General features: G+C 34.7%; 16 protein-coding genes. 14 read left to right on the top strand and 2 right to left on the bottom strand.

What is annotated here, in order from left to right; genetic code table 11:
* Window positions 1–27 precede the first annotated feature (27 nt).
* A complete protein-coding gene (locus ABD859_RS07410; RefSeq protein WP_345142312.1) occupies window positions 28–3,009 on the bottom strand; it encodes a SusC/RagA family TonB-linked outer membrane protein in 2,982 nt (993 codons plus the stop codon).
* A 235-nt stretch (window positions 3,010–3,244) separates the two neighbouring features.
* On the opposite strand from ABD859_RS07410, the gene ABD859_RS07405 reads away from it, so the two are divergent.
* The 14 genes from ABD859_RS07405 (at window position 3,245) to ABD859_RS07340 (ending at window position 20,716) form a co-directional block, all read left to right on the top strand.
* Complete coding sequence (locus ABD859_RS07405; RefSeq protein WP_345142309.1) at window positions 3,245–4,276, top strand: LacI family DNA-binding transcriptional regulator; 1,032 nt, start codon at window positions 3,245–3,247, stop codon at window positions 4,274–4,276.
* A gap of 176 nt (window positions 4,277–4,452) precedes the next feature.
* Complete coding sequence (locus ABD859_RS07400) at window positions 4,453–5,808, top strand: MFS transporter (RefSeq protein ID WP_345142306.1); 1,356 nt, start codon at window positions 4,453–4,455, stop codon at window positions 5,806–5,808.
* A 20-nt stretch (window positions 5,809–5,828) separates the two neighbouring features.
* Window positions 5,829–6,482, top strand: coding sequence for a beta-phosphoglucomutase (gene pgmB / locus ABD859_RS07395; protein WP_345142303.1), 654 nt, complete (start codon window positions 5,829–5,831; stop codon window positions 6,480–6,482).
* Between the two features lie 155 nt (window positions 6,483–6,637).
* Window positions 6,638–8,941, top strand: coding sequence for a glycoside hydrolase family 65 protein (locus tag ABD859_RS07390; protein ID WP_345142300.1), 2,304 nt, complete (start codon window positions 6,638–6,640; stop codon window positions 8,939–8,941).
* 28 nt (window positions 8,942–8,969) lie between these two features.
* Window positions 8,970–11,084: a glycoside hydrolase family 97 protein gene (locus ABD859_RS07385; protein ID WP_345142297.1), complete on the top strand. Its 2,115-nt coding sequence runs from the start codon at window positions 8,970–8,972 to the stop codon at window positions 11,082–11,084.
* 104 nt (window positions 11,085–11,188) lie between these two features.
* A complete protein-coding gene (locus ABD859_RS07380; protein WP_345142294.1) occupies window positions 11,189–13,051 on the top strand; it encodes a glycoside hydrolase family 13 protein in 1,863 nt (620 codons plus the stop codon).
* Between the two features lie 278 nt (window positions 13,052–13,329).
* Complete coding sequence (locus ABD859_RS07375; RefSeq protein WP_345142291.1) at window positions 13,330–14,994, top strand: alpha-amylase family glycosyl hydrolase; 1,665 nt, start codon at window positions 13,330–13,332, stop codon at window positions 14,992–14,994.
* Window positions 14,995–15,109: 115 nt separating this feature from the next.
* Window positions 15,110–15,787 (top strand): glycerophosphodiester phosphodiesterase, encoded by a 678-nt coding sequence (locus tag ABD859_RS07370; RefSeq protein WP_345142288.1) that lies wholly within the window; start codon window positions 15,110–15,112, stop codon window positions 15,785–15,787.
* A 222-nt stretch (window positions 15,788–16,009) separates the two neighbouring features.
* On the top strand, window positions 16,010–17,218 hold the full coding sequence (locus ABD859_RS07365; protein WP_345142285.1) for a BaiN/RdsA family NAD(P)/FAD-dependent oxidoreductase: 1,209 nt from the start codon (window positions 16,010–16,012) through the stop codon (window positions 17,216–17,218).
* Window positions 17,219–17,223: 5 nt separating this feature from the next.
* On the top strand, window positions 17,224–17,871 hold the full coding sequence (locus ABD859_RS07360) for an HAD family hydrolase (protein ID WP_345142283.1): 648 nt from the start codon (window positions 17,224–17,226) through the stop codon (window positions 17,869–17,871).
* Window position 17,872: 1 nt separating this feature from the next.
* On the top strand, window positions 17,873–18,445 hold the full coding sequence (locus ABD859_RS07355; RefSeq protein WP_345142280.1) for a Crp/Fnr family transcriptional regulator: 573 nt from the start codon (window positions 17,873–17,875) through the stop codon (window positions 18,443–18,445).
* A gap of 60 nt (window positions 18,446–18,505) precedes the next feature.
* Window positions 18,506–19,177, top strand: a complete 672-nt coding sequence (locus ABD859_RS07350; protein ID WP_345142277.1) for an MBL fold metallo-hydrolase — start codon at window positions 18,506–18,508, stop codon at window positions 19,175–19,177.
* A gap of 78 nt (window positions 19,178–19,255) precedes the next feature.
* The gene (locus tag ABD859_RS07345) at window positions 19,256–20,002 is read left to right on the top strand and encodes a hypothetical protein (protein WP_345142274.1); all 747 of its coding nucleotides are present in this window, start codon (window positions 19,256–19,258) and stop codon (window positions 20,000–20,002) included.
* Between the two features lie 6 nt (window positions 20,003–20,008).
* Window positions 20,009–20,716, top strand: a complete 708-nt coding sequence (locus ABD859_RS07340) for a peptidase associated/transthyretin-like domain-containing protein (RefSeq protein ID WP_345142271.1) — start codon at window positions 20,009–20,011, stop codon at window positions 20,714–20,716.
* A gap of 44 nt (window positions 20,717–20,760) precedes the next feature.
* On the opposite strand, the gene ABD859_RS07335 is transcribed toward ABD859_RS07340, so the two are convergent.
* Window positions 20,761–21,237 carry a TspO/MBR family protein gene (locus tag ABD859_RS07335; RefSeq protein ID WP_345142270.1) on the bottom strand — a complete coding sequence of 159 codons (477 nt, stop codon included), beginning with the start codon at window positions 21,235–21,237 and terminating at the stop codon, window positions 20,761–20,763.
* Between the last annotated feature and the right edge of the window lie 90 nt (window positions 21,238–21,327).

Below are 21,327 nucleotides of genomic sequence, written 5' to 3'. Positions count from 1 at the left end.
TTTTAAAATTTGTTTTTCAATGTACTATTAGAAACTTGCATTTACTCCAAACAAGAATGTTCTCGCTCTTGGGTAAACATTACCGTCTATTCCGTTGAATTTCTCCGGATCTAATCCATCATATTTTGTAAGTACAAAAACATTTTGAACACCAGCAGAGAATCTCAATGAAGCTGCTTTTAATAAAGCTTTATCTAAAGTATAGCCAATTGTAACATTATCCAATTTAATAAAAGAAGCATCTTTTATATAATAGTTAGACAAGTAACGTTGTGTACCATTATCTTCAAATTTAAAACCTGTGTTCAAATAATCCGCGCTAAGATTAGATAAATCATGATCTCTTCTCAAAGCCTGATCTGAATAGCCTAAGTTAGAATTTACGTTATCAAAGATGTAATTTCCTAAACTTGCTCTCCAGTTCATTGTAAAATCAAACTTTTTGTAGTTTAAAGTAGAGAATAAACCAAATGTATAATCTGCAGTTGGTTTTTTGTATCTGTAACGATCAGATGCATCAATTTTACCATCTCCATTTCTGTCTACATAAGCACCCGCAATTGGTTTTTTATTAGCATCATATAATTGCTCGTACACAAAGAATGAGTTTGGAGCATATCCAACTGTATTAATCAATATTTTGTTTCCATTTCCTCCTTGAATGTTATCACCAACTTCGTAACCTTGGAAACCAGGAACAGTTTGTCCTAAACTTTCAATTTTCTGATCTAAATAAGTAGCATTAACAGCAACATTCCAAGTCAAATTATCTTTTTTGATAATATCTGACTGAAGACTGAATTCAAGACCTTTTGTTCTTAAGTTACCAATATTGTTGAATCCTTGGTTTCTTAAGTTAGCACCATCTGGCACTAATACGTCTGCTAATAAGTCAGTTGATTTTTTGTCAAAATAGTTAAGCGAACCCGTAATTCTATCGTTTAGAAATCCAAAATCAACCCCGATGTTCATCTCAGCCAATTCTTCCCATTTAATATTTTGGTTATACCCTTCAGGTCTCGCTGTTCTGTAAACAACACCGTTAAATACATACTGTGTACCAACTGTGCCTAGAGTTACCCTTCTTAAATAATCATACTGTGCAGAAATATCCTGCTGCCCTGTTGTACCATAACCAACTCTTAATTTTAAAGTAGAAAGCGTAGCATTATCTTTTAAGAAAGCCTCTTCAGCAATATTCCATGCAAAAGCACCTCCCATAAAGTTACCCCATCTATTTTCTTCAGAAAAACGAGATGTTCCGTCTCTTCTGTAATTTAAAGTCAATAAATATTTACTATCCCAACCTAAATTTAAACGACCAAAATAAGACTGTAAATTGATATCTGGATCAGTGATAACATCTTCATTTCTAGTTTCAACTGGCTGTGTAAGCGCTCCTGATTGGTATTTTTCTTTTTGAAACAATTGGTAGTTATATCCAGCTGTAGCGTCTAATTTAAGTTTTCCTAAATTTTTAGTATATACAAAATAGGTATTTAAGTTTTTATTTTGAAGATCATCAGTATAAGTATCATAGTTCCCTAAATTCACATAACCTACTCCGGTAAAAGGAACTGGTTGAAATCCTAGAATACTCTCTGTACTTTGTCTGTTATAACCGCTGCTGTCAAATCTATCAATACCAGCTTCGGCAACAAATCTTAAATCTTCGAAGAAATGGAATTTATAATCTAAGCTGATGTTACCCCATTTTCTGGTAGATTTAGATCTTTTATCCTCTTGGTTCAATCTTGCAACTGGGTTTTTAGCTGGTAATAATGCAATATTTCCGTTTGGTTCTAACCATTCAAAATATCCTCCATAACGAGAACCCGCCTGATAAGGAGACTGCGTCGGATCAAAACTAATTGCTGAACCAATAACAGCATTTTCATCCTGAAATTGATTTTTGCTGAAAGATAGATTTCCGCTAATATCAATTTTTAAGTGATTGTCAAATAACACTGGGTTTAACGATATCGATGTCGTAGTTCTTTCAAAAGAAGTGTTTCTTAAGATTCCAGGATTATCAACATTTCCAACAGATAAACGTACTGGTAATTTATTGAATAATGCACCACTTACAGAGATGTTATTATTTGTTGTTAATGCAGTATGGAAAATTTCTTTCTGCCAGTTAGTACTTGCAGTTCCCATTGTTGCTTTTTGCTCTTCATTTCCTAATGTGTTTACCAAATTACGGAATTGATCTGCATTTAAAACATCAACTGTATTAGCGATTGTATTAACACCAACTTGTGAGCTAAAGTTAACTTTTACACCACCTTTAGTTCCTTTTTTAGTTGTAATTACAATTACCCCATTTGCTGCACGAGAACCGTAAATAGCTGCTGCAGAAGCATCTTTAAGAACTGTAAATGACTCAATATCATTAGGATCAATAGTAGAAAGAATACTTGTCGCACCACTTGGAACAGCATTGCTTAAAGGAAGTCCGTCTAAGATAATTAATGGATCGTTAGAAGCACTTAAAGAAGATCCTCCACGAATTCTAATATCTGCTTTTGCTCCCGGAGCTCCTCCTCCAACAACATTCACACCGGCAATACGTCCTCCAATCAAACTCTCTGGAGTTACGTTGATACCTTTATTGAATTCTTTAGCAGAAATTTGAGAAACAGATCCTGTTGCGTCTTTTTTCTTAACAGTACCGTAACCCACTTGTACTACAACTTCCTGCAATTGGTTAGTATCTTCTTCTAAAGAAACGTTTAATGTTTTTTGTCCGGCAAAATCAATCGTTTGCGTTTTGTATCCAATAAAAGAAACAACGATTTTACTTCCGTTTTTAACATTTGACAGCTGGTAATTACCATCAAATCCTGTTGATGCTCCATTTGGCGCACCTTGTACATTTACATTTACTCCTGGTATTGGCTGACCTGTTGCTTTATCGACAACAGTCCCGCTTAAAGTGTTTTGAGCTAACACTGTAAACGGCAACAATAGGAATAAAAATAACAACTTTTTGTAAATTGTTTTCATACTTTTTGTTTAAATTAGTTTGAGTTTGTGATTGTTAGTTAAGTTTTTAATTTTACTTCGAATTTCAAAATTATGAATTTATTAACATGCTCGACCAGACACAATTTTTATTGCTTTACGAAAACGTGGTAGTGTTGAAAACTTTCTATTTTTTGTAATCTTTTCGTATGAAAATTGTCAATTATAAAAATTTCAGATACCTTTATTATTAATTAGATTTTTTTCAATCCCTGCCATGAAACGTAAAATAACCCTAAAACAGATTGCAAAGGAACTAGACGTATCAATTTCAACTGTCTCAAAATCACTTAGAAACAGTCTTGAAATTGGCGAAGAAACAAGACTAAAAGTTCAGGCTTTTGCGAAGTTTTACAACTACAAGCCAAACAACATTGCACTTAGTTTAAAAAACCGAAAAACCAAAAGTATTGGCATTATCATTCCGGAAATTGTACATTATTTTTTCTCTACAGTAATTAACGGAATTGAACAGGTTGCAAACGAATACGGATACAGTGTAGTAATCTGTGTTTCAGACGATTCTTTCGATAAAGAAGTTCTAAATATGGAAATGCTTGCCAACGGAAGCATCGATGGTTTTATCATGTCGCTTTCTAAAGAAACACAGTTTAAAGGCGACTTTCATCATATCACAGAAGTTATTAATCAGGGAATGCCTGTAGTAATGTTTGATCGTGTTACCAATGACATTTTATGCGATAAAGTCATTATTGATGACAAAGCTGCTGCTTATGAAGCTGTTCAAAGTCTAATAGATAATGGCCGCAAAAAGATTGCTCTTGTAACTACTGTAGATTATGTAAGTGTTGGAAAACTAAGAACTGACGGGTACGAAAAAGCACTTCTTGACAACGGAATTCCTTTTAACGAAGATTTGATCATAAAAATTGAAGATGTAGAAACCTGCGAAATAACCATAAGTCAGCTTTTACACGAAAGAGCCTTTGATGCTGTTTTTGCTGTAAACGAACTTTTTGCTGTAACTATTATCAAAACAGCTAATAAAATGGGATTAAAAGTTCCTGATGATATTGCGGTTATCGCATTTACAGACGGAATAATTTCAAAATACTCTACTCCAACCATTACAACCGTAAGCCAAAGCGGTGAAAAAATGGGAAACAAAGCAGCTAAAATGCTAATTGAAAGAATTGAAGCCGAAGAAGATGATGATGAAGAACATACAGAAAATTACATCACAGAAGTTATAGAAACACACCTCATAAAAAGAGAATCTACTGACTAAAATTATAAAAATCAACTTATTACAAAGCCATAAATAATTTTTATGGCTTTTTTATTAGCATTAATAAAAAAATAATTTATACTTTTACGCCCGTCAAGGCTTTTAGTTTTACTTCGAAAAAAACAGCAAGTTTTGATAAGCAAAGCGCTTATCGTATAATTTTTCAAATTACGATAATGGAAAAGCGTAAATTAAGTTTCTGGGAAATTTGGAACATGAGTTTCGGTTTCTTAGGAATACAAATGGGGTTTGCACTTCAGAATGCAAATGCCAGCAGAATTCTTCAAATTTTTGGTGCCGACGTACATGAACTTTCGTGGTTCTGGATTATTGCTCCCCTTATGGGATTAATAGTACAGCCGATTATTGGTCATTACAGCGATAAAACCTGGGGAAGATTCGGAAGACGAAAACCTTTCTTTTTAGTGGGAGCCATTTTAGCTTCGGTAGGATTAATTTTAATGCCGCAAGCCAATATTTTCATTTCTGTTTTACCCGCTTTATGGGTTGGAGCCGGAATGTTAATGATCATGGATGCCTCTTTCAATATTGCTATGGAACCTTTCCGTGCTTTAGTTGGAGATAATTTAAGAACAGATCAGCGTACTGCGGGTTTTAGTATTCAAACTTCACTAATTGGTTTTGGAGCCGTAATTGGTTCAGCACTTCCTTACATCTTAACGAAATATTTTGGTGTATCAAACAGTTCAGTTCCAGGAAGCGTACCATTAAATTTAACTTTGTCTTTCATAATTGGTGCTGCCGTTTTAATCGGTTCAATTTTGGTGACTTTATTTTCTACAAAAGAATATTCGCCAGAAGAATTGGCTCAATTTGAAGATCCTCAAAATGAGGAAGAAGTTAAAGAAGAAGAAAAATCAAAACTTACAGACATTTTTACTGATTTTGCAAAAATGCCAACTACCATGCGTCAGCTTAGCTGGGTGCAGTTTTTTTCATGGTTTGGGTTATTCGGAATGTGGGTTTTTACCACTCCGGCTATTGCACATCACATTTACGGTTTGCCTTTAGAAGACACTTCAAGTCAGCAATATCAAGATGCAGGCGACTGGGTTGGAATTCTATTTGGTGTTTACAATTTAGTTTCGGCAATTATCGCTCTGTTTTTCCTGCCGTACATCGCTAAAAAAATCGGACGAAAATCAACACATTCTCTCTCTTTAGTCATTGGAGGAATCGGATTAATTTCTATTTATTTTATGCCTAATGAAGACTGGGTTGTACTTCCTATGGTTTTAATCGGCGTGGCTTGGGCAAGTATTTTGGCAATGCCATACGCTATTCTTGCAGGATCTATTACGCCTAAAAAAATGGGTGTTTACATGGGAATCTTCAACTTCTTTGTTGTAATTCCGCAGATTGTAAACGCACTTATTGGCGGTCCAATTGTAAAATATCTTTATAATGGCGATGCCATTTATGCTTTGATTACCAGCGGTGTCAGCTTTTTAATTGCTGCAGCATTGGTTTATAAAGTTAAAGACGTAGACGACATCAATATTAAATCATAAATAAGAATCACACTACTTATATGAAAAAAGCATTCATATTCGATCTTGACGGAGTAATCGTAGACACCGCCAAATATCACTTTTTAGCCTGGCAGAAAATCGCTCAGGAATTAAATATAAATTTTACACACGAAGACAACGAACTTCTTAAAGGAGTGAGTCGTGTTCGTTCTTTAGATATCATTTTAGGATTAGGAAATGTTGAAGCTTCTCAAGAAGACAAAGACAAATGGTTAATCCAGAAAAATGAAGAATACTTATCTTATTTAGTTGACATGGATGAAAGTGAGATTCTTCCAGGGGTTTTAAAAGTCCTAAAACTATTAAAAGAGAAAAACCAGGGAATTGCATTGGGCTCTGCCAGTAAAAATGCAAGACCTATTTTAGAAAAAACAGGGATTCTGTCTTACTTCGATGTTATTGTTGACGGAAACGACGTTACCAATGCAAAACCAGATCCGGAAGTTTTCTTAAAAGCGGCTCAGTTATTAAACATTGATCCAAAAAATTCAATTGTATTTGAAGATTCTGTTGCCGGAATTCAGGCAGCGAATATTGCAGAAATGGTAAGTGTGGGAATTGGTGAGGAAACAATTTTACATGAAGCTGATTTCATTTTTAAAGATTTTACCCAAATCGAAACAAGCTTTATTAACGAATTAATTAGTAAATGAGATAATGCGACAATTAGATAATTCACTTTTGAGACAATTATCTAATTATCAAATTGGCACATTTTCTAATTCAAAAAAATCATTCATCAATCACCCGAGAGCTTTGCTCGAATTGGCGAAGCAATCATAAATCACAAAAAACACTTTAAAAACAAATGAATCAAGATTATATAAAACCAGACAATTGGTCCGTAATAGAAGAAGGATTTGATGCCGAGAGAGTAAAATCGTCTGAAAGTCTTTTCAGCATCGGGAACGGTGCAATGGGACAGCGTGCTAATTTTGAAGAAAGCTATTCGGGCGAAACTTTTCAGGGAAGTTACATTGCCGGAATTTATTATCCAGACAAAACAAAAGTGGGCTGGTGGAAAAACGGATATCCGAAATATTTCGCTAAAGTATTAAACGCGCCAAACTGGATTGGAATCGACGTAAAAATCAACGAAGAAAATCTGGATTTGAACACATGTACAGAGGTTAGAAACTTCCGCAGAGAATTGAATATGAAAGAAGGTTGGTACAACCGTTCTTTTGAAGCTGTTTTGAAAAATGGAACAGAAATCGCGGTAAATATCCGTCGTTTTCTTTCAATGGATTTAGACGAAGCCGGAGTGATCAAATACGATATTACACCTTTAAACAAAGATGCAAAAATCGTTTACAAACCGTACATCGACGCTGGAGTTACCAACGAAGATGCCAACTGGGAAGAAAAATTCTGGGAACCTTTGGAAGTTAAAAAAGGCACAAACGAAGCTTTTGTAACAGCGCAGACTTTCAAAACGCATTTTAAAGTTACAACTTTCATGCACAATACGATTTTGGCAAATGGTGAAGATGCACATATTTCGCCTTCAACAATCGACTCTACAACAGATAAAGTTCAGTATACTTACGGAACTATTATTGCAAAAGGACAAACCTCAACAATCCAAAAAATTGGAGGTTACACGGTTTCTTTAAACCATGAAAATACTTTGACCGGAGCCGAAAAAGTAATTAAATCTGCTGTTGCTTTAGGTTACGAAACCTTGCTTCAAAACCAAATTGATGCTTGGGCAAAAATCTGGGAAATGTCAGATATCACTATCGAAGGCGATGTTAAGGCACAGCAGGGAATTCGTTTCAACATCTTCCAATTAAATCAAACCTATTCAGGAAAAGACAGCCGATTAAATATTGGTCCAAAAGGTTTCACTGGAGAAAAATACGGCGGATCAACTTATTGGGATACTGAGGCGTATTGTATTCCATTTTATATGGCAACAAAAGATCAGCAGGTTGCAAGAAACTTATTAACGTATCGTTACAATCAATTGGACAAAGCGATTGAAAATGCGAAAGACAATTTAGGTTTCAAAAATGGTGCAGCTCTTTATCCAATGGTTACCATGAATGGTGAAGAATGTCATAACGAATGGGAAATCACACACGAAGAAATCCACAGAAATGGAGCGATTGCTTTTGCGATTTACAACTACAACCGCTACACGGGAGATTACTCTTATATTCCAGAAAAAGGATTAGAAGTTTTAATCGGAATTGCTCGTTTTTGGCATCAGAGAGCTTCTTTTTCTAAAGATAAAAATCAGTACGTAATTCTTGGTGTTACAGGTCCAAACGAATACGAAAACAACATCAACAATAACTTCTACACCAATTATATTGCAAAATGGTGTATTGATTTTACTGCTGAACAAATTGAAAAAGTAGCTAAAGAATATCCATCAGATCATAAAAGAGTTTTAGACAAAGTAAATCTTTCGTCTGAAGAAATTAAAGAATGGAAAAAAGTTGCCGATGATATGTATTTCCCAGTTTCAGAAGAATTGGGTGTTTATTTACAACAAGACGGTTTCTTAGACAAAGATTTAGTTCCAGTAAAAGATTTAGATCGTTCACAAAGACCAATCAACCAGAAATGGTCTTGGGATCGCGTTTTACGTTCACCATACATCAAACAAGCAGACGTTTTACAAGGTTTCTATTTCTTCGAAGACCATTTTTCGAAAGAAGAATTAAAACGCAATTTCGAGTTTTACGAATCATTTACGGTGCACGAAAGTTCGCTTTCACCTTGCGTACACTCGATTCAAGCTGCAGTTTTAGATAAAATGGACATGGCATATACCTTTTATTTAAGAACGTCACGTCTAGATTTAGATGATTATAATAAAGAAGTTGAAGAAGGTTGTCATATCACGTCAATGGCTGGTACATGGATGAGTATCGTGGAAGGCTTTGGAGGAATGCGCGTGAAAAACGACCAGCTTCATTTCTCTCCAAAAATTCCAAAAGAATGGAAAGGGTATTCATTTAAAATCAATTTCAGAAATCAAATTCTGAAAGTTGCTGTAAATCATAACGAAACAACTTTTACTGTTGACGGCGATCAAGATTTAACAATTATCGTTAACGGAAATCCTGAAATTGCAAGTAAATTTGTACAAATAAATTAAATTACAATACTCTAAAAATCTAAAAAACATGAAAAACTTATTTTTCGCAAGTTTAGTTCTGTTTGCGGTTAGCACAATTGCTAAAGCACAGCAATTAAAATCGCCCGAAGGAAAGTTCGTAATGGAATTTTCGCTTCAAAGCGATGGAACTCCAACTTACAATTTAAAATACAAAAACAAAGAAGTTGTAAAAACCAGTAAATTGGGTCTTGAACTTAAGGACGACAAAAAATCTTTATTAAATGACTTTACAATTGCTGACACCAAAACTTCAACTTTTGATGAAACCTGGAAACCGGTTTGGGGAGAAGTGGACCATATCAGAAATCATTATAATGAATTAGCAGTTACTTTAAACCAAAAAAGTACCGACAGACAAATCGTAATTCGTTTTCGTTTGTTTGATGATGGTTTAGGTTTCCGTTATGAATTTCCAGCACAAAAGAATCTTACTTACTTCGTAATCAAAGAAGAAAGATCTCAATTTGCAATGACTGGAGATCATACGGCTTTCTGGATTCCTGGAGATTATGATACTCAGGAATACGATTACACAAAATCGAAATTATCAGAAATCAGAGGTTTATCTCAAAAAGCATATACAGCAAACGTTTCTCAAAAGTCTTTTTCGCCAACAGGAGTTCAGACTTCTTTGATGTTAAAAACAGCTGACGGAATCTACATCAACCTGCACGAAGCAGCTTTGATTGATTATTCTTGTATGCACTTGAATTTAGATGATAAAAACTTAGTTTTCGAATCTTGGTTAACGCCAGATGCAAAAGGAGATAAAGGTCACATGCAAGCGCCAAATCATTCTCCTTGGAGAACGATTATCGTGAGCGATGATGCTAGAGAAATCTTAGCTTCAAAAATGACATACAACTTAAATGATCCTTCAAAAATCGATAATACTTCTTGGATTAAACCAGTAAAATATATTGGTGTTTGGTGGGAAATGATTACTGGAAAAAGCTCTTGGTCATACACAAATGATTATCCAACAGTTCAATTAGGAGTTACAGATTTCGCAAAAGCAAAACCAAACGGAACGCATGGTGCAAACAATGCTAACGTAAAAAAATACATTGACTTCGCTGCTGCAAATGGTTTCGATGCTGTTTTAGTTGAAGGATGGAACGAAGGCTGGGAAGACTGGTTCGGACATTCTAAAGATTATGTTTTTGATTTCTTAACGCCATACCCAGATTTTGATGTGAAAGGTCTTCACGAATACGCAAAATCTAAAGGTATAAAAATCATCATGCACCACGAAACTTCAGGATCTGTTCGTAACTACGAGCGCCACATGGATGCAGCTTACAAATTCATGAACGATAACGGATACGATGCTGTAAAAAGCGGTTACGTAGGTGATATTTTACCAAGAGGTGAAAACCATTACAGCCAATGGATTGTAAACCACTACCAATACGCAATCGAAAAAGCAGCTGATTACAAAATTATGGTAAACGCTCACGAAGCCGTTCGTCCAACAGGAATTGCAAGAACGTATCCAAACTTAATTGGAAACGAAGCAGCAAGAGGAACAGAATACCAAGCTTTTGGAGGTTCTAAACCAAATCACGTGACTGTTTTACCTTTTACAAGATTAATCGGAGGTCCAATGGATTACACGCCTGGAATCTTCGAAATGGATATCAGCAAAATGAATCCTGATAACAAATCGCATGTAAACAGTACTTTGGCTAACCAATTGGCTTTATACGTGACGATGTACAGCCCGTTACAAATGGCTGCTGATACTCCAGAAAACTACAATCGTTTTCCAGATGCTTTCCAATTCATTAAAGATGTGGCTGTAGACTGGTCAGAAAGTAAATATATCGAGGCTGAGCCTGGAGATTTTATCACAGTTGCTCGTAAAGCAAAAGGAACAAACAACTGGTTCGTTGGAAACGTAAACGGAGAAACTCCACGCACATCAAACATCGATTTCAGTTTCCTTGAAAAAGGTAAAAAATACACAGCTACAATTTATGCTGATGCAAAAGATGCGCATTACAAAACAAATCCGCAGTCTTATACGATCAAGAAAATTGCTGTAACTAATAAATCAAAATTATCTCAGTTTTCTGCTCCTGGAGGAGGATATGCGATCAGCATTATTGAAACGAAATAATTTAAATTAACCATATAAGAAATGTAAGTCCATTTAAATAGAAATCCCCCAGTTTTGCCTTAAATGTTCTTACATTTCTTATATGGTTTAAATTTTACTTCACTATGAAAAACCAAAAAACATCACTTATCTACAAACTAATCCTTTTAGTTTTGTTGTTTTCCGCTTCCGCGAAAGCGCAAATCCAAAAAGTAGAACCGCCTTTCTGGTACGCCGGAATGAAAAATCCTGAACTACAGATTATGTTCTACGGAAAAAACATTGCACAATACGAAGCTTCTGTTTCTAACAATGTTGCTATTAAAAATGTAGAAAAAACAGAAAACCCTAACTACGTTTTCATTACCATCGACACACAAAATCTTAAAGCTTCAGAACTTACTTTTTCTTTTAAATTGAAAAACAAAGTTGCTTTCACTCAAAAATATTCGCTTAAAGAAAGAAGAGCCAATTCTGCCGACAGAAAAAGTTACGACGCATCAGACATGATGTACTTAATTATGCCGGATCGTTTTGCAAACGGAAATCCTAAAAACGACAGTGACCCTGTTTTAACCGAAAAAGGAAACCGTCAGGATCCAAGCGGACGTCACGGCGGCGATATCGAAGGAATTATCAAAAACTTAGATTACATTTCGTCTCTTGGTGCAACAACAATCTGGAGCACGCCATTATGTGAAGACAATGACAAACAGCATTCGTACCACACGTACGGACAATCTGATGTTTACAAAATCGATCCGCGTTATGGAACGAATGACGATTACGCTCGCCTTTCTGCAGAAATGCACAAGAAGAATATGAAATTGGTTATGGATTACGTAACCAATCACTGGGGAATCACACATTGGATGATGAAAGATATTCCAACCAAAACTTGGTTCAACCAATTTGAAACTTTCACTCAAACACACCACAGACGTGAAGTAATTACAGATATTCACGCCTCAAAAACAGATCAGGAAGTTTGTGTTGACGGTTGGTTCGTGCCTTCTATGCCAGACTTAAATCTAAGAAATCCGCTTGTGGCAAAATACTTAACACAAAATGCCATTTGGTGGATTGAATTTGCCAATTTGGATGGTTTCCGTGTAGACACTTATAACTACTCAGACAAAACTGCAATGGCCAATTGGGCAAAAGCAATTACAACAGAATATCCGAACTTTAACATTGTGGGTGAAATCTGGATGCACAATCAGGCGAATTTAGCGTTTTGGCAGAAAGACAGTAAAGTTGGAGCTATTGAAAACTACAATTCGAACCTTCCAAGTGTAATGGATTTTACGCTTCAAAGTCAGATAACTTCGGCTTTCAACGAAGACGAACCAAACTGGGACAGCGGATTGATTAAATTCTACAACAATTTTGCAATGGATTTTCTATATCCAAATACCAATAATATTTTGGTTTTCAGCGAAAATCACGATACAGACCGTATGAATGATAAGTTTAAATATGATCTTCCGAAATACAAACTGGCCATGACTTTATTGGCAACTGTACGTGGAATTCCTCAGATTTATTACGGTTCAGAAATCGGAATGGGCGGAGATAAAGGTAAAGGAGGCGACGCTGATATTCGTCAGGATTTCCCAGGCGGATGGGCTGGCGATAAAAACAATGCTTTCACAAAAGAAGGCAGAACAGCGCAACAAGCAGCTTACTTTGATTTCACTTCAAAATTATTCAACTGGAGAAAAACAAACGAAGCGGTTCACTTCGGAAAAATGACACATTATATTCCTGAAAACAACACATATGTATATTTTAGATATACAGATGCAAAAACTGTTATGGTCGTTTTCAATAACAATGCAAAAGAGCAAACAGTAAAAACAAACCGTTTTAAAGAAAACATCAAAAACTTTAAATCTGGAAAAGATGTTATTACAGGAAAAACATTCGATTTAAGTTCTGAAATTACATTGGAGCCAAAATCGGCTGTAATTTTAGAGTTAGAATAATCACAAAGTTGCTTTGTAGAGACGCACCGCAGTGCGTCTAACGCAACGTATATCCACATAGATTGAAATTTATTTTCTATGTGTTAAAACTTTGTAGACAATCTGACGTAAGACGCACCGCGGTGCGCCTCTACAGTTCGTTGTCTTCCAAAAAAATTTTTAGCCACAGATTAAAGGATTATCACAGATTATTTTAAAAAATCATTTTAATCTTTTTAATCTGTGGCTATTTATTTTTCAGCAGAAATTTTAATAATACTTTGTTAAATCAAATATTTATGAAAAAATACACTTTCCTTTTTTTATCTTTAGTATTCATAATGATGAGTTGTTCTGGCTCAAAATCAGTTTCAATGAATACAGATACTTCAAAGATACCTTTCGTTTGGGAAGGTGCAAATGTTTATTTTTTACTTACAGACCGTTTTTATAACGGGGATACATCCAACGACATCAATTTTAACCGAACCAAAACTCCCGGAAAACTACGCGGATTTGAAGGCGGTGACATTATCGGAATTACCAAAAAAATCGAATCAGGTTACTTCGACAAACTCGGAATCAATGCGATTTGGCTTACGCCGATTGTCGAGCAGATTCATGACGGTGTCGATGAAGGAACGGGTTTAAGTTATGGTTTCCACGGCTATTGGGCGAAAGATTGGACGGCTTTAGATCCAAACTTTGGAACAAAAGAAGATTTAGCTAATCTCGTTAAAAAAGCACACGAACACGGAATCAGAATTGTTCTCGATGGCGTTATCAATCACACAGGCCCAGTAACTCCAGAAGATCCCGTTTGGCCTTCTGACTGGGTTCGTACTGGCGTTGTCTGCGATTATAAATCTTTCGAAAATACTACAATGTGTACGTTGGTTGAGAATCTTCCAGATGTCAAAACCGAGAGTACTCAAAATGTAGAACTTCCTCCCCTTTTGATTGAAAAATGGAAAAAAGAAGGTCGTTACGAAAAAGAAATTGCTTCTTTAAATGCCTTTTTTGAAAGGACAGGTTATCCAAGATCTCCTAAATATTATATCATAAAATGGCTTACCGATTATATAACGGAATTCGGAATTGACGGTTACCGCGCCGATACCGTAAAACATACAGAAGAAGGCGTTTGGGCCGACTTTAAAAAAGAATGTGATTACGCTTTCGCGAATTGGAAACAACATCATCCTCTTCAGGTTTTAGATCAAAATCCGTTTTATACGATTGCTGAAGTTTACGGTTACGGAATCAGCGGCGGACAGGATTATGATTTTGGAGACCGAAAAGTAAATTACTTTCAGAACGGATTCAACAGCATGATCAATTTTGAATTTAAATGGAACGCCGGGCAAAGCGATTATGAGACTTTATTTTCTAAATATTCGAATGCATTAAATAACGATTTGAAAGGATATTCTGTCCTTAATTATATGTCTTCTCACGACGACGGACAGCCTTTTGACGCTAATCGTGTAAAAGGTTTTGAAGCAGGAACGAAACTTTTGCTTTCGCCAGGAATGTCGCAGGTATATTACGGAGACGAATCGAATCGCTCTTTAGTAATTGAAGGAACACAAGGTGATGCAACTCTACGTTCCAACATGAATTGGGATGATATTCAGAACAATTCAGATACAAAAAGAATGCTTTGGCACTGGCAGAAGTTAGGACAATTTAGAAGAAACCATCCTGCAGTAGGCGCTGGAATTCATTCTAAAATTGAAAGTGAACATTATTTGTTTTCAAGAGCATATTCTAAAGGTAATTTTACAGATAAAGTAATCATCGGTTTAGATTTGCCCGAAGGAAAAAAAGAACTTCCAGTAAACTCCATTTTCGAAAACGGAACCAAATTAAAAGATTGTTTTTCAGATCAAGAAGTCGAAGTTGTTGATGGAAAAATAACTATTGATAGTGAATACGGAATAGTATTATTGGAAAAAATTTAAGTTTAACCGCAAAGCACGCAAAGAAAAATCGCAAGGTTCGCAAAGTTTTTTTAATTCTTTGCGAACCTTGCGTAAAACTTAGCGAACTTTGCGGTTAAATTTTTATCACATACAAATGCTAAAAATAGCACATCGCGGAGCGAAAGCATACGAACCCGAAAATACACTTAAGGCTTTCCAAAAAGCATTAGACTTACATGCAGACGGAATCGAACTCGACGTTCATCTAAGTACTGATGGACATATTATCGTAATGCACGACGAAACCATCGACAAAATGACCAACGGAAAAGGAGAAATAAACACTTACACTTTAGCCGAATTAAAGTCATTTTTGATTGCGGACAAATTTCAAATTCCAACTCTAAACGAAGTTTTTAATTTAGTCGACAAAAAATGTTTCATCAATGTTGAGCTAAAAAATGCTGATACTTCAACACAAGTTGTTTCTTTAATTGAAGAATACATCAAAGAAAAAGACTGGAAATACGAACATTTTATCGTTTCAAGTTTTGACTGGAATTCGCTAAAAGAAGTTCAAAATTTAAACCCAAACATTCCAATTGGTGTTTTAACAGAAGAAAATATCGATACCGCTCTGGCTTTCGCCGAAAATATAAAAGCATACGCCATTCATCCTGATTTTCAGTTGTTGAATAACGAAAACACAAAAACTATTCAGGAAAAAGGTTTCAAAGTTTTCCCCTGGACAGTAAACTCAGAAGAAGAAATTCAAAAAGTAAAAAGTTACAACGTAAACGGAATTATCTCTGATAATCCAGACAAAATATAAAGTTTAAGTTTTAGCCACGAATTGCACAAATTTTCACGAATTAATTTATGAAATATAATCTGTTGCAAAAAACTTAGTCAAAGTTTAAAACTTGACTAAGTTGCAAAACAAAAAAATCCTTTTAATCTGTGTAATCTGTGGCAAGAAAAAAATTTAGTGCCCATTCGTGGCTCGAGCGATAGCGAACAGGCGAAGCAAATTCGTGGCAACTCAAAAAAAAATATGATTAAAAATTTCGACATAATAATTGTTGGCGGAGGCGCAGCAGGATTTTTTACGGCAATCAATATTGCTGAGAAAAACCCGAAACTAAAAATCGCCATCTTAGAAAGAGGAAAAGAAGTTCTTTCTAAAGTCCGTGTTTCTGGTGGCGGGAGATGCAACGTTACGCATGCTTGTTTTGAACCAAATGAATTAGTGAAGTTTTATCCGCGCGGGGAAAAGGAACTTCGTGGACCATTTCATCAATTCTGTTCTGGAGATACGATTGAATGGTTTGAAAAACATGGCGTTGAATTAAAAATTGAAGACGACGGAAGAATGTTTCCCGTTTCAAATTCATCCCAAACTATTATCGATTGTTTCTTAAAAGCAACCGAAAAACTAGGCATAAAAGTATTGACAGGTCAAAGTGTACAATCGATTTTCAAAAAAGAAAATCATTGGAAAATTGATACACAAACCGATAATTATGCTGCCGAAAAGCTGATTATGGCAACCGGAAGCAATCCAAAAATCTGGGAAATGCTTCAGGAACAAGGGCACGCGATTGTAAGCCCCGTACCTTCCCTATTTACTTTCAATATCAAAGATTCTAGAATTAAAGAGTTACCGGGAGTTGCTGCACAAGTTACCGTAAACGTAAAAGATACTAAACTAGAATCGACCGGACCATTATTAATCACGCATTGGGGAATGAGTGGTCCTGCAATTTTAAAACTTTCGGCTTGGGGCGCACGTATTTTGCATGATAAAAATTATCAGTTTACGATTTTTGTGAATTGGCTTAATGATGTTGATACTGAAGACGCTGAAAAAATACTAAAAGACTTAAAACAGGAACACGCTAAAAAAGCAGTTTCTAAAAAATCTCCCTTCGATTTTCCGAACCGTTTGTGGGAAAGTTTGGTTTTGGCTTCTGAAATTAATGAAGAAACAAAATGGGCGGATTTATCTAAAAATCAATTGCAGAATTTAGCTCTGCAACTTACAAAAGCCAAATTTCAGGTTAATGGAAAAAGTACTTTTAAAGAAGAATTTGTAACCGCAGGCGGAATCGATTTAAAGGAAATCAATTTCAAAACTATGGAAAGCAAAATTCATCAAAACCTTTATTTTGCTGGTGAAATTGTAAATATCGATGCGATTACAGGAGGTTTTAATTTTCAGAATGCCTGGACAAGCGGATTTATTTTGGCACAAAATATTTAAAAAGAATGAAATTTAAAGGAATTATTTTCGATTTAGACGGAACATTGGTCAATTCATTACACGACATTTCAGATGCGATGAATATTGTCTTGACAGGTTTAAATCATCCAACTCATAGTTATGATACGTATCAATATTTTATAGGAAGCGGTTTGCGAAATTTGGTCAGCAAAGCTTTGCCTTCAACTCATAATAGTGACGAACAGATCGAAATTTGTTTTGACTGTATGATCAACGAATATCGTAAAATCTGCACGTTAAAAACAAAACCTTACGACGGCATTTTAGATTTATTAAATAATCCTGCTTTGGAAAATATCAAAATGGCTGTTTTTTCTAATAAAGCAGATGAATTGACGAAAAAAATAGTTTCAGAAATTTTCCCTGAAAAATTTGATTCTGCAATTGGTTTGAGCACTGAAGAATTGAAAAAACCAAATCCGTTTGAGGCTTTAGCGATTAGTAAAAAATGGAATTTAAGCCCCGAAGAAGTACTTTTTGTCGGCGATTCCGATATTGATATGCTAACGGCAACAAATGCTAATATGTTTCCTGTTGGCGTTACCTGGGGTTACAGAACCGAAGAAGAATTGAAAAAAAGCGGCGCCAAAAAAGTAATCCATAAAGCTTCGGAATTAATTGATATTCTTTAAAATGAATTCTTCATTACAAAAACAAATTACAGCAATTGCTTCTTTTTCTGAAAATGAAATAGAGAAAATCGCGTCTTGTTTTGAATATGAAAAATATAAAACCAAAGAATATTTATCCGAAATGGGAAAAATCAGCAACAGGATTTTTTTCATTCTCAACGGATTGGCGAGAGTTTATTATCTAAAAGACGGCAAAGAAATCACAACCTATTTAAGCTGTGATGATGGTTTTATTGCTTCGTATTCCAGTTTTATAAATCAGACACAATCTTTTGAAAACATTCAGTGCATTGAGGATTGCGAAGTCCTTTCGATTACGTTCGAAAAAATGCAGTTTCTATATAATGACATTCCGAATTGGGAACGTGTCGGGAGAATTTTAGCCGAGCAAAATTACCTTTGCATGGCAGATCGCGTCTTAAAACTCCAGATGATTCCTGCCAAAGAAAAATATTTAACTTTTCTGGAATCGGCTCCAGCCAAAATAATTCAGCGAACGCCTTTAATTTATATTGCATCTTTTCTCGGAATAACAGCAGAATCTTTGAGCAGAATTCGTCAGGATATTTCTTAACATTTATCAAGTGTATTGAAAAATCGAATTCGAATCTTTGCGAAATAAAATTTCAAAAAGATGAAGAATATTGCCCAAGACGTTTTCCAAATTCCTTTATTACCTCGTAACGCAATAAATTGTTATTTGATTGAAGATGTTTTAATTGATGCCGGAATTCGAACTTCTGCTAATAAAATATTGACCTCAATCAAAAACAAACCAATTACCAAACATGTATTGACGCATGCCCATGCCGATCATCAGGGAAGCAGCAAAGTAATTTGCGAAGCACTAAACATTCCGCTTTTATGCAGCGAACCCGAAAAAGAATTTGCTGAAAACGGAAACGTAATTACAGAATATCCAAATCCGAATCATATTGTTTCTAAATTTCAAAAAAACTTCTGGGCAGGAAAAGGACATCTCGTTTCCGAAACTTTAAAAGAAGGCGATCAAATTGGAGGATTTACAGCGATTGAAACTCCAGGGCATTCCAGAGGTCATTTATCTTTTTTTAGAGAAAAAGACGGTGTTTTGATTGTTGGCGATGTTTTGACAAATATGAATTTATTAACTACAAAGGTTGGGCTTCACGAGCCTCCAAATTTATTTACTGCAGATAAAAAAACAAACAGAAAATCGATTCTAAAATTAGCATCTCTGAAACCTAAAATATTATGTTTTGGCCACGGGCCGGTTTTGTTTAACAATGGAGAACTAGAAAAATTTTCAAAATGGATTTCTAAATAATTAACAAGAATTTACAGAATCAGTAAGTTTTCATTAAGAGTATTCGAATAATTTTACTCTCAACAAATTAATCCGTGTATGAGAGTAAAATTACTTACCACAATTTCTATTTTCACTTATCAGCTTACTGTTTCTCAAACCGAAAAAATGCTTCACGGGAAAGTAGTTTCCCAAAATGTAATTTTAAAAAACGTCGAAGTCATTAATAAAACTGCAAAAACAAGCACAACAACAAATGCATTGGGAGAATTTTCTATTGCAGTTAAAGTACAAGACAGTTTATTGTTTTTTTCTAAAGATTATTTATTCACACGATTAAAAATTACGGCAAAGCAAATTGAAACCAACAATTTGGTTGTTACTATGATTCCGAAAGCAGAAGAATTAAACGAAGTAATTGTTACACATGCCTTAAAACCTGTTTTTCTTAGCAAAGAAGATCTAAATGAAATCAAACTAAATGCTCATAAATCAAAAGAAGGATTAAAAATTCAAGGTTATAATGAGGTAAAAGGAACTCCTTTTGATGCAGATTTCATTCGTTTAGGCAAAGAAGTTTATAACTTATTCAAAAAGGACAAAGAACCAAAAAAGAAAACTCCAGAAATGGATTTTAGAACATTCATTGCCTCAACCTGCCCTGAAAATTTCTTTAATAAAGATTTAAAATTAAAGCCCGAAGAAAAAGAGCTTTTTCTTCAATTCTGCGAAGCCGATCCAAAATCTCAAACGCTTCTGGAAAATCCAAACATTCTGGCTACTATGGAATTTTTGTATAGTAAAAATGATGAATTTAAGAAACTGAAAGCCGAAATTAAAAACTAAAGTTTGATGAAAGGAAAACTACTTGCCACAATTTCTTTTTTTACTTATCAACTTGGTATTTCTCAAACGGAAAAATTACTAAAGGGAAAAGTTCTTTCGCAGAATACACCGCTTAACAAAGTAGAAGTAATTAATAAGACCGCTAAAATCAGCACTAAAACAAATGAGTTGGGAGAATTTTCAATTTTGGTAAAAGCGCAGGACAGTCTTATTTTTTTCTATGAAAATTCTTTTTTCTCAAGGCTGCAAATTTCTCAGGACAATATTAACCAGAATAATCTAATCGTGAATACAGCCCTTAAACCTGAAGAATTAAATGAAGTTATAGTAACTAAAGTCGAATTTGATAAAGTTAAGTTTAATGCTGATGCTGTCGCAGATGTATTAATTGCTAAAAATGCCAAAGATTTATTCTGGAATACAGGAGTTAGTGATAATTCAATTAGAGAAGCGCTTCGGATTTCATTCCCTTTAAAAGGTAAGCCGAAGAAAAAAACTGAACTTGACGATGATCGTTTTAAAAAATTAGCATTTGCTTATTGTCCTCCCGATTTTTTCATCAAAAATTTAAAACTAAAACCCGAAGAAAAAGAACTTTTTATTGATTTTTGCGACGCAGATCCAAAATCGAAAACGCTTTTAGAAAATCCAAATGTATTGACTGTTATGGATTTTCTTTACTTAAAAAATGAGGAATTTAAGAATTTGAAGTAGTCTTAAAAACTTGAAACAAATAAAACCTGAACCTGAAACAAAATCTACTTATTCAACCACCAAATACTAGCATTTAAAACTGTTGCAAATCCAACCCAAGCCAAATATGGAATCAGCAAATAACCCGAAATTTTATTGATTTTGATGAATTTTAAATACGTTTCATAAATCATAAGCCATAAAAGGATAATTTCGATTAAAGCCAAAAGTGGATTTTTTAATCCGAAGAATAAATACGACCAGATTGCATTAAGTATTAATTGAATCAAAAAGAAAAGCAGAGCTTTTTTTACTTTTTCGGTTTGCTCGTTTATTTTGTCCCAAACCAAAGCCGCTGCAATCGCCATAAAAATGTAAAGCATTGTCCAAACAGGCATAAAAATCCAATTTGGCGGATTAAAAATTGGCTTCTCAATGGTTGGATACCAAGATTCTACACTTGGTCTTGTTACCATACTGGCAGAATATCCTACTGCTAAACAAACGATTAAAGCTATGATAATTTTGACTGTTTTATTCATTTTGTAAAATTTGTATTCAAAAATAAGCAAAAGAAAAATGAAACCATAGAAGTAATATAAGTTCATTTAATAAAGGCGCTTTATATTTTC

Origin of the sequence: Flavobacterium ginsengiterrae (assembly GCF_039539785.1) — a bacterium.
In the GTDB taxonomy this organism is placed as follows: domain Bacteria; phylum Bacteroidota; class Bacteroidia; order Flavobacteriales; family Flavobacteriaceae; genus Flavobacterium; species Flavobacterium ginsengiterrae.
The sequence above is the reverse complement of the archived record's forward strand: the minus strand, read 5'-3'. Positions and strand labels throughout refer to the sequence as shown.

Excerpts from the sequence above, each read along its gene's own strand:
- ABD859_RS07410 (WP_345142312.1), bottom strand. The coding sequence starts at position 3,009 with ATGAAAACAATTTACAAAAAGTTGTTATTTTTATTCCTATTGTTGCCG.
- ABD859_RS07405 (WP_345142309.1), top strand. The coding sequence starts at position 3,245 with ATGAAACGTAAAATAACCCTAAAACAGATTGCAAAGGAACTAGACGTA.
- ABD859_RS07400 (WP_345142306.1), top strand. The coding sequence starts at position 4,453 with ATGGAAAAGCGTAAATTAAGTTTCTGGGAAATTTGGAACATGAGTTTC.
- pgmB (WP_345142303.1), top strand. The coding sequence starts at position 5,829 with ATGAAAAAAGCATTCATATTCGATCTTGACGGAGTAATCGTAGACACC.
- ABD859_RS07390 (WP_345142300.1), top strand. The coding sequence starts at position 6,638 with ATGAATCAAGATTATATAAAACCAGACAATTGGTCCGTAATAGAAGAA.
- ABD859_RS07385 (WP_345142297.1), top strand. The coding sequence starts at position 8,970 with ATGAAAAACTTATTTTTCGCAAGTTTAGTTCTGTTTGCGGTTAGCACA.
- ABD859_RS07380 (WP_345142294.1), top strand. The coding sequence starts at position 11,189 with ATGAAAAACCAAAAAACATCACTTATCTACAAACTAATCCTTTTAGTT.
- ABD859_RS07375 (WP_345142291.1), top strand. The coding sequence starts at position 13,330 with ATGAAAAAATACACTTTCCTTTTTTTATCTTTAGTATTCATAATGATG.
- ABD859_RS07370 (WP_345142288.1), top strand. The coding sequence starts at position 15,110 with ATGCTAAAAATAGCACATCGCGGAGCGAAAGCATACGAACCCGAAAAT.
- ABD859_RS07365 (WP_345142285.1), top strand. The coding sequence starts at position 16,010 with ATGATTAAAAATTTCGACATAATAATTGTTGGCGGAGGCGCAGCAGGA.
- ABD859_RS07360 (WP_345142283.1), top strand. The coding sequence starts at position 17,224 with ATGAAATTTAAAGGAATTATTTTCGATTTAGACGGAACATTGGTCAAT.
- ABD859_RS07355 (WP_345142280.1), top strand. The coding sequence starts at position 17,873 with ATGAATTCTTCATTACAAAAACAAATTACAGCAATTGCTTCTTTTTCT.
- ABD859_RS07350 (WP_345142277.1), top strand. The coding sequence starts at position 18,506 with ATGAAGAATATTGCCCAAGACGTTTTCCAAATTCCTTTATTACCTCGT.
- ABD859_RS07345 (WP_345142274.1), top strand. The coding sequence starts at position 19,256 with ATGAGAGTAAAATTACTTACCACAATTTCTATTTTCACTTATCAGCTT.
- ABD859_RS07340 (WP_345142271.1), top strand. The coding sequence starts at position 20,009 with ATGAAAGGAAAACTACTTGCCACAATTTCTTTTTTTACTTATCAACTT.
- ABD859_RS07335 (WP_345142270.1), bottom strand. The coding sequence starts at position 21,237 with ATGAATAAAACAGTCAAAATTATCATAGCTTTAATCGTTTGTTTAGCA.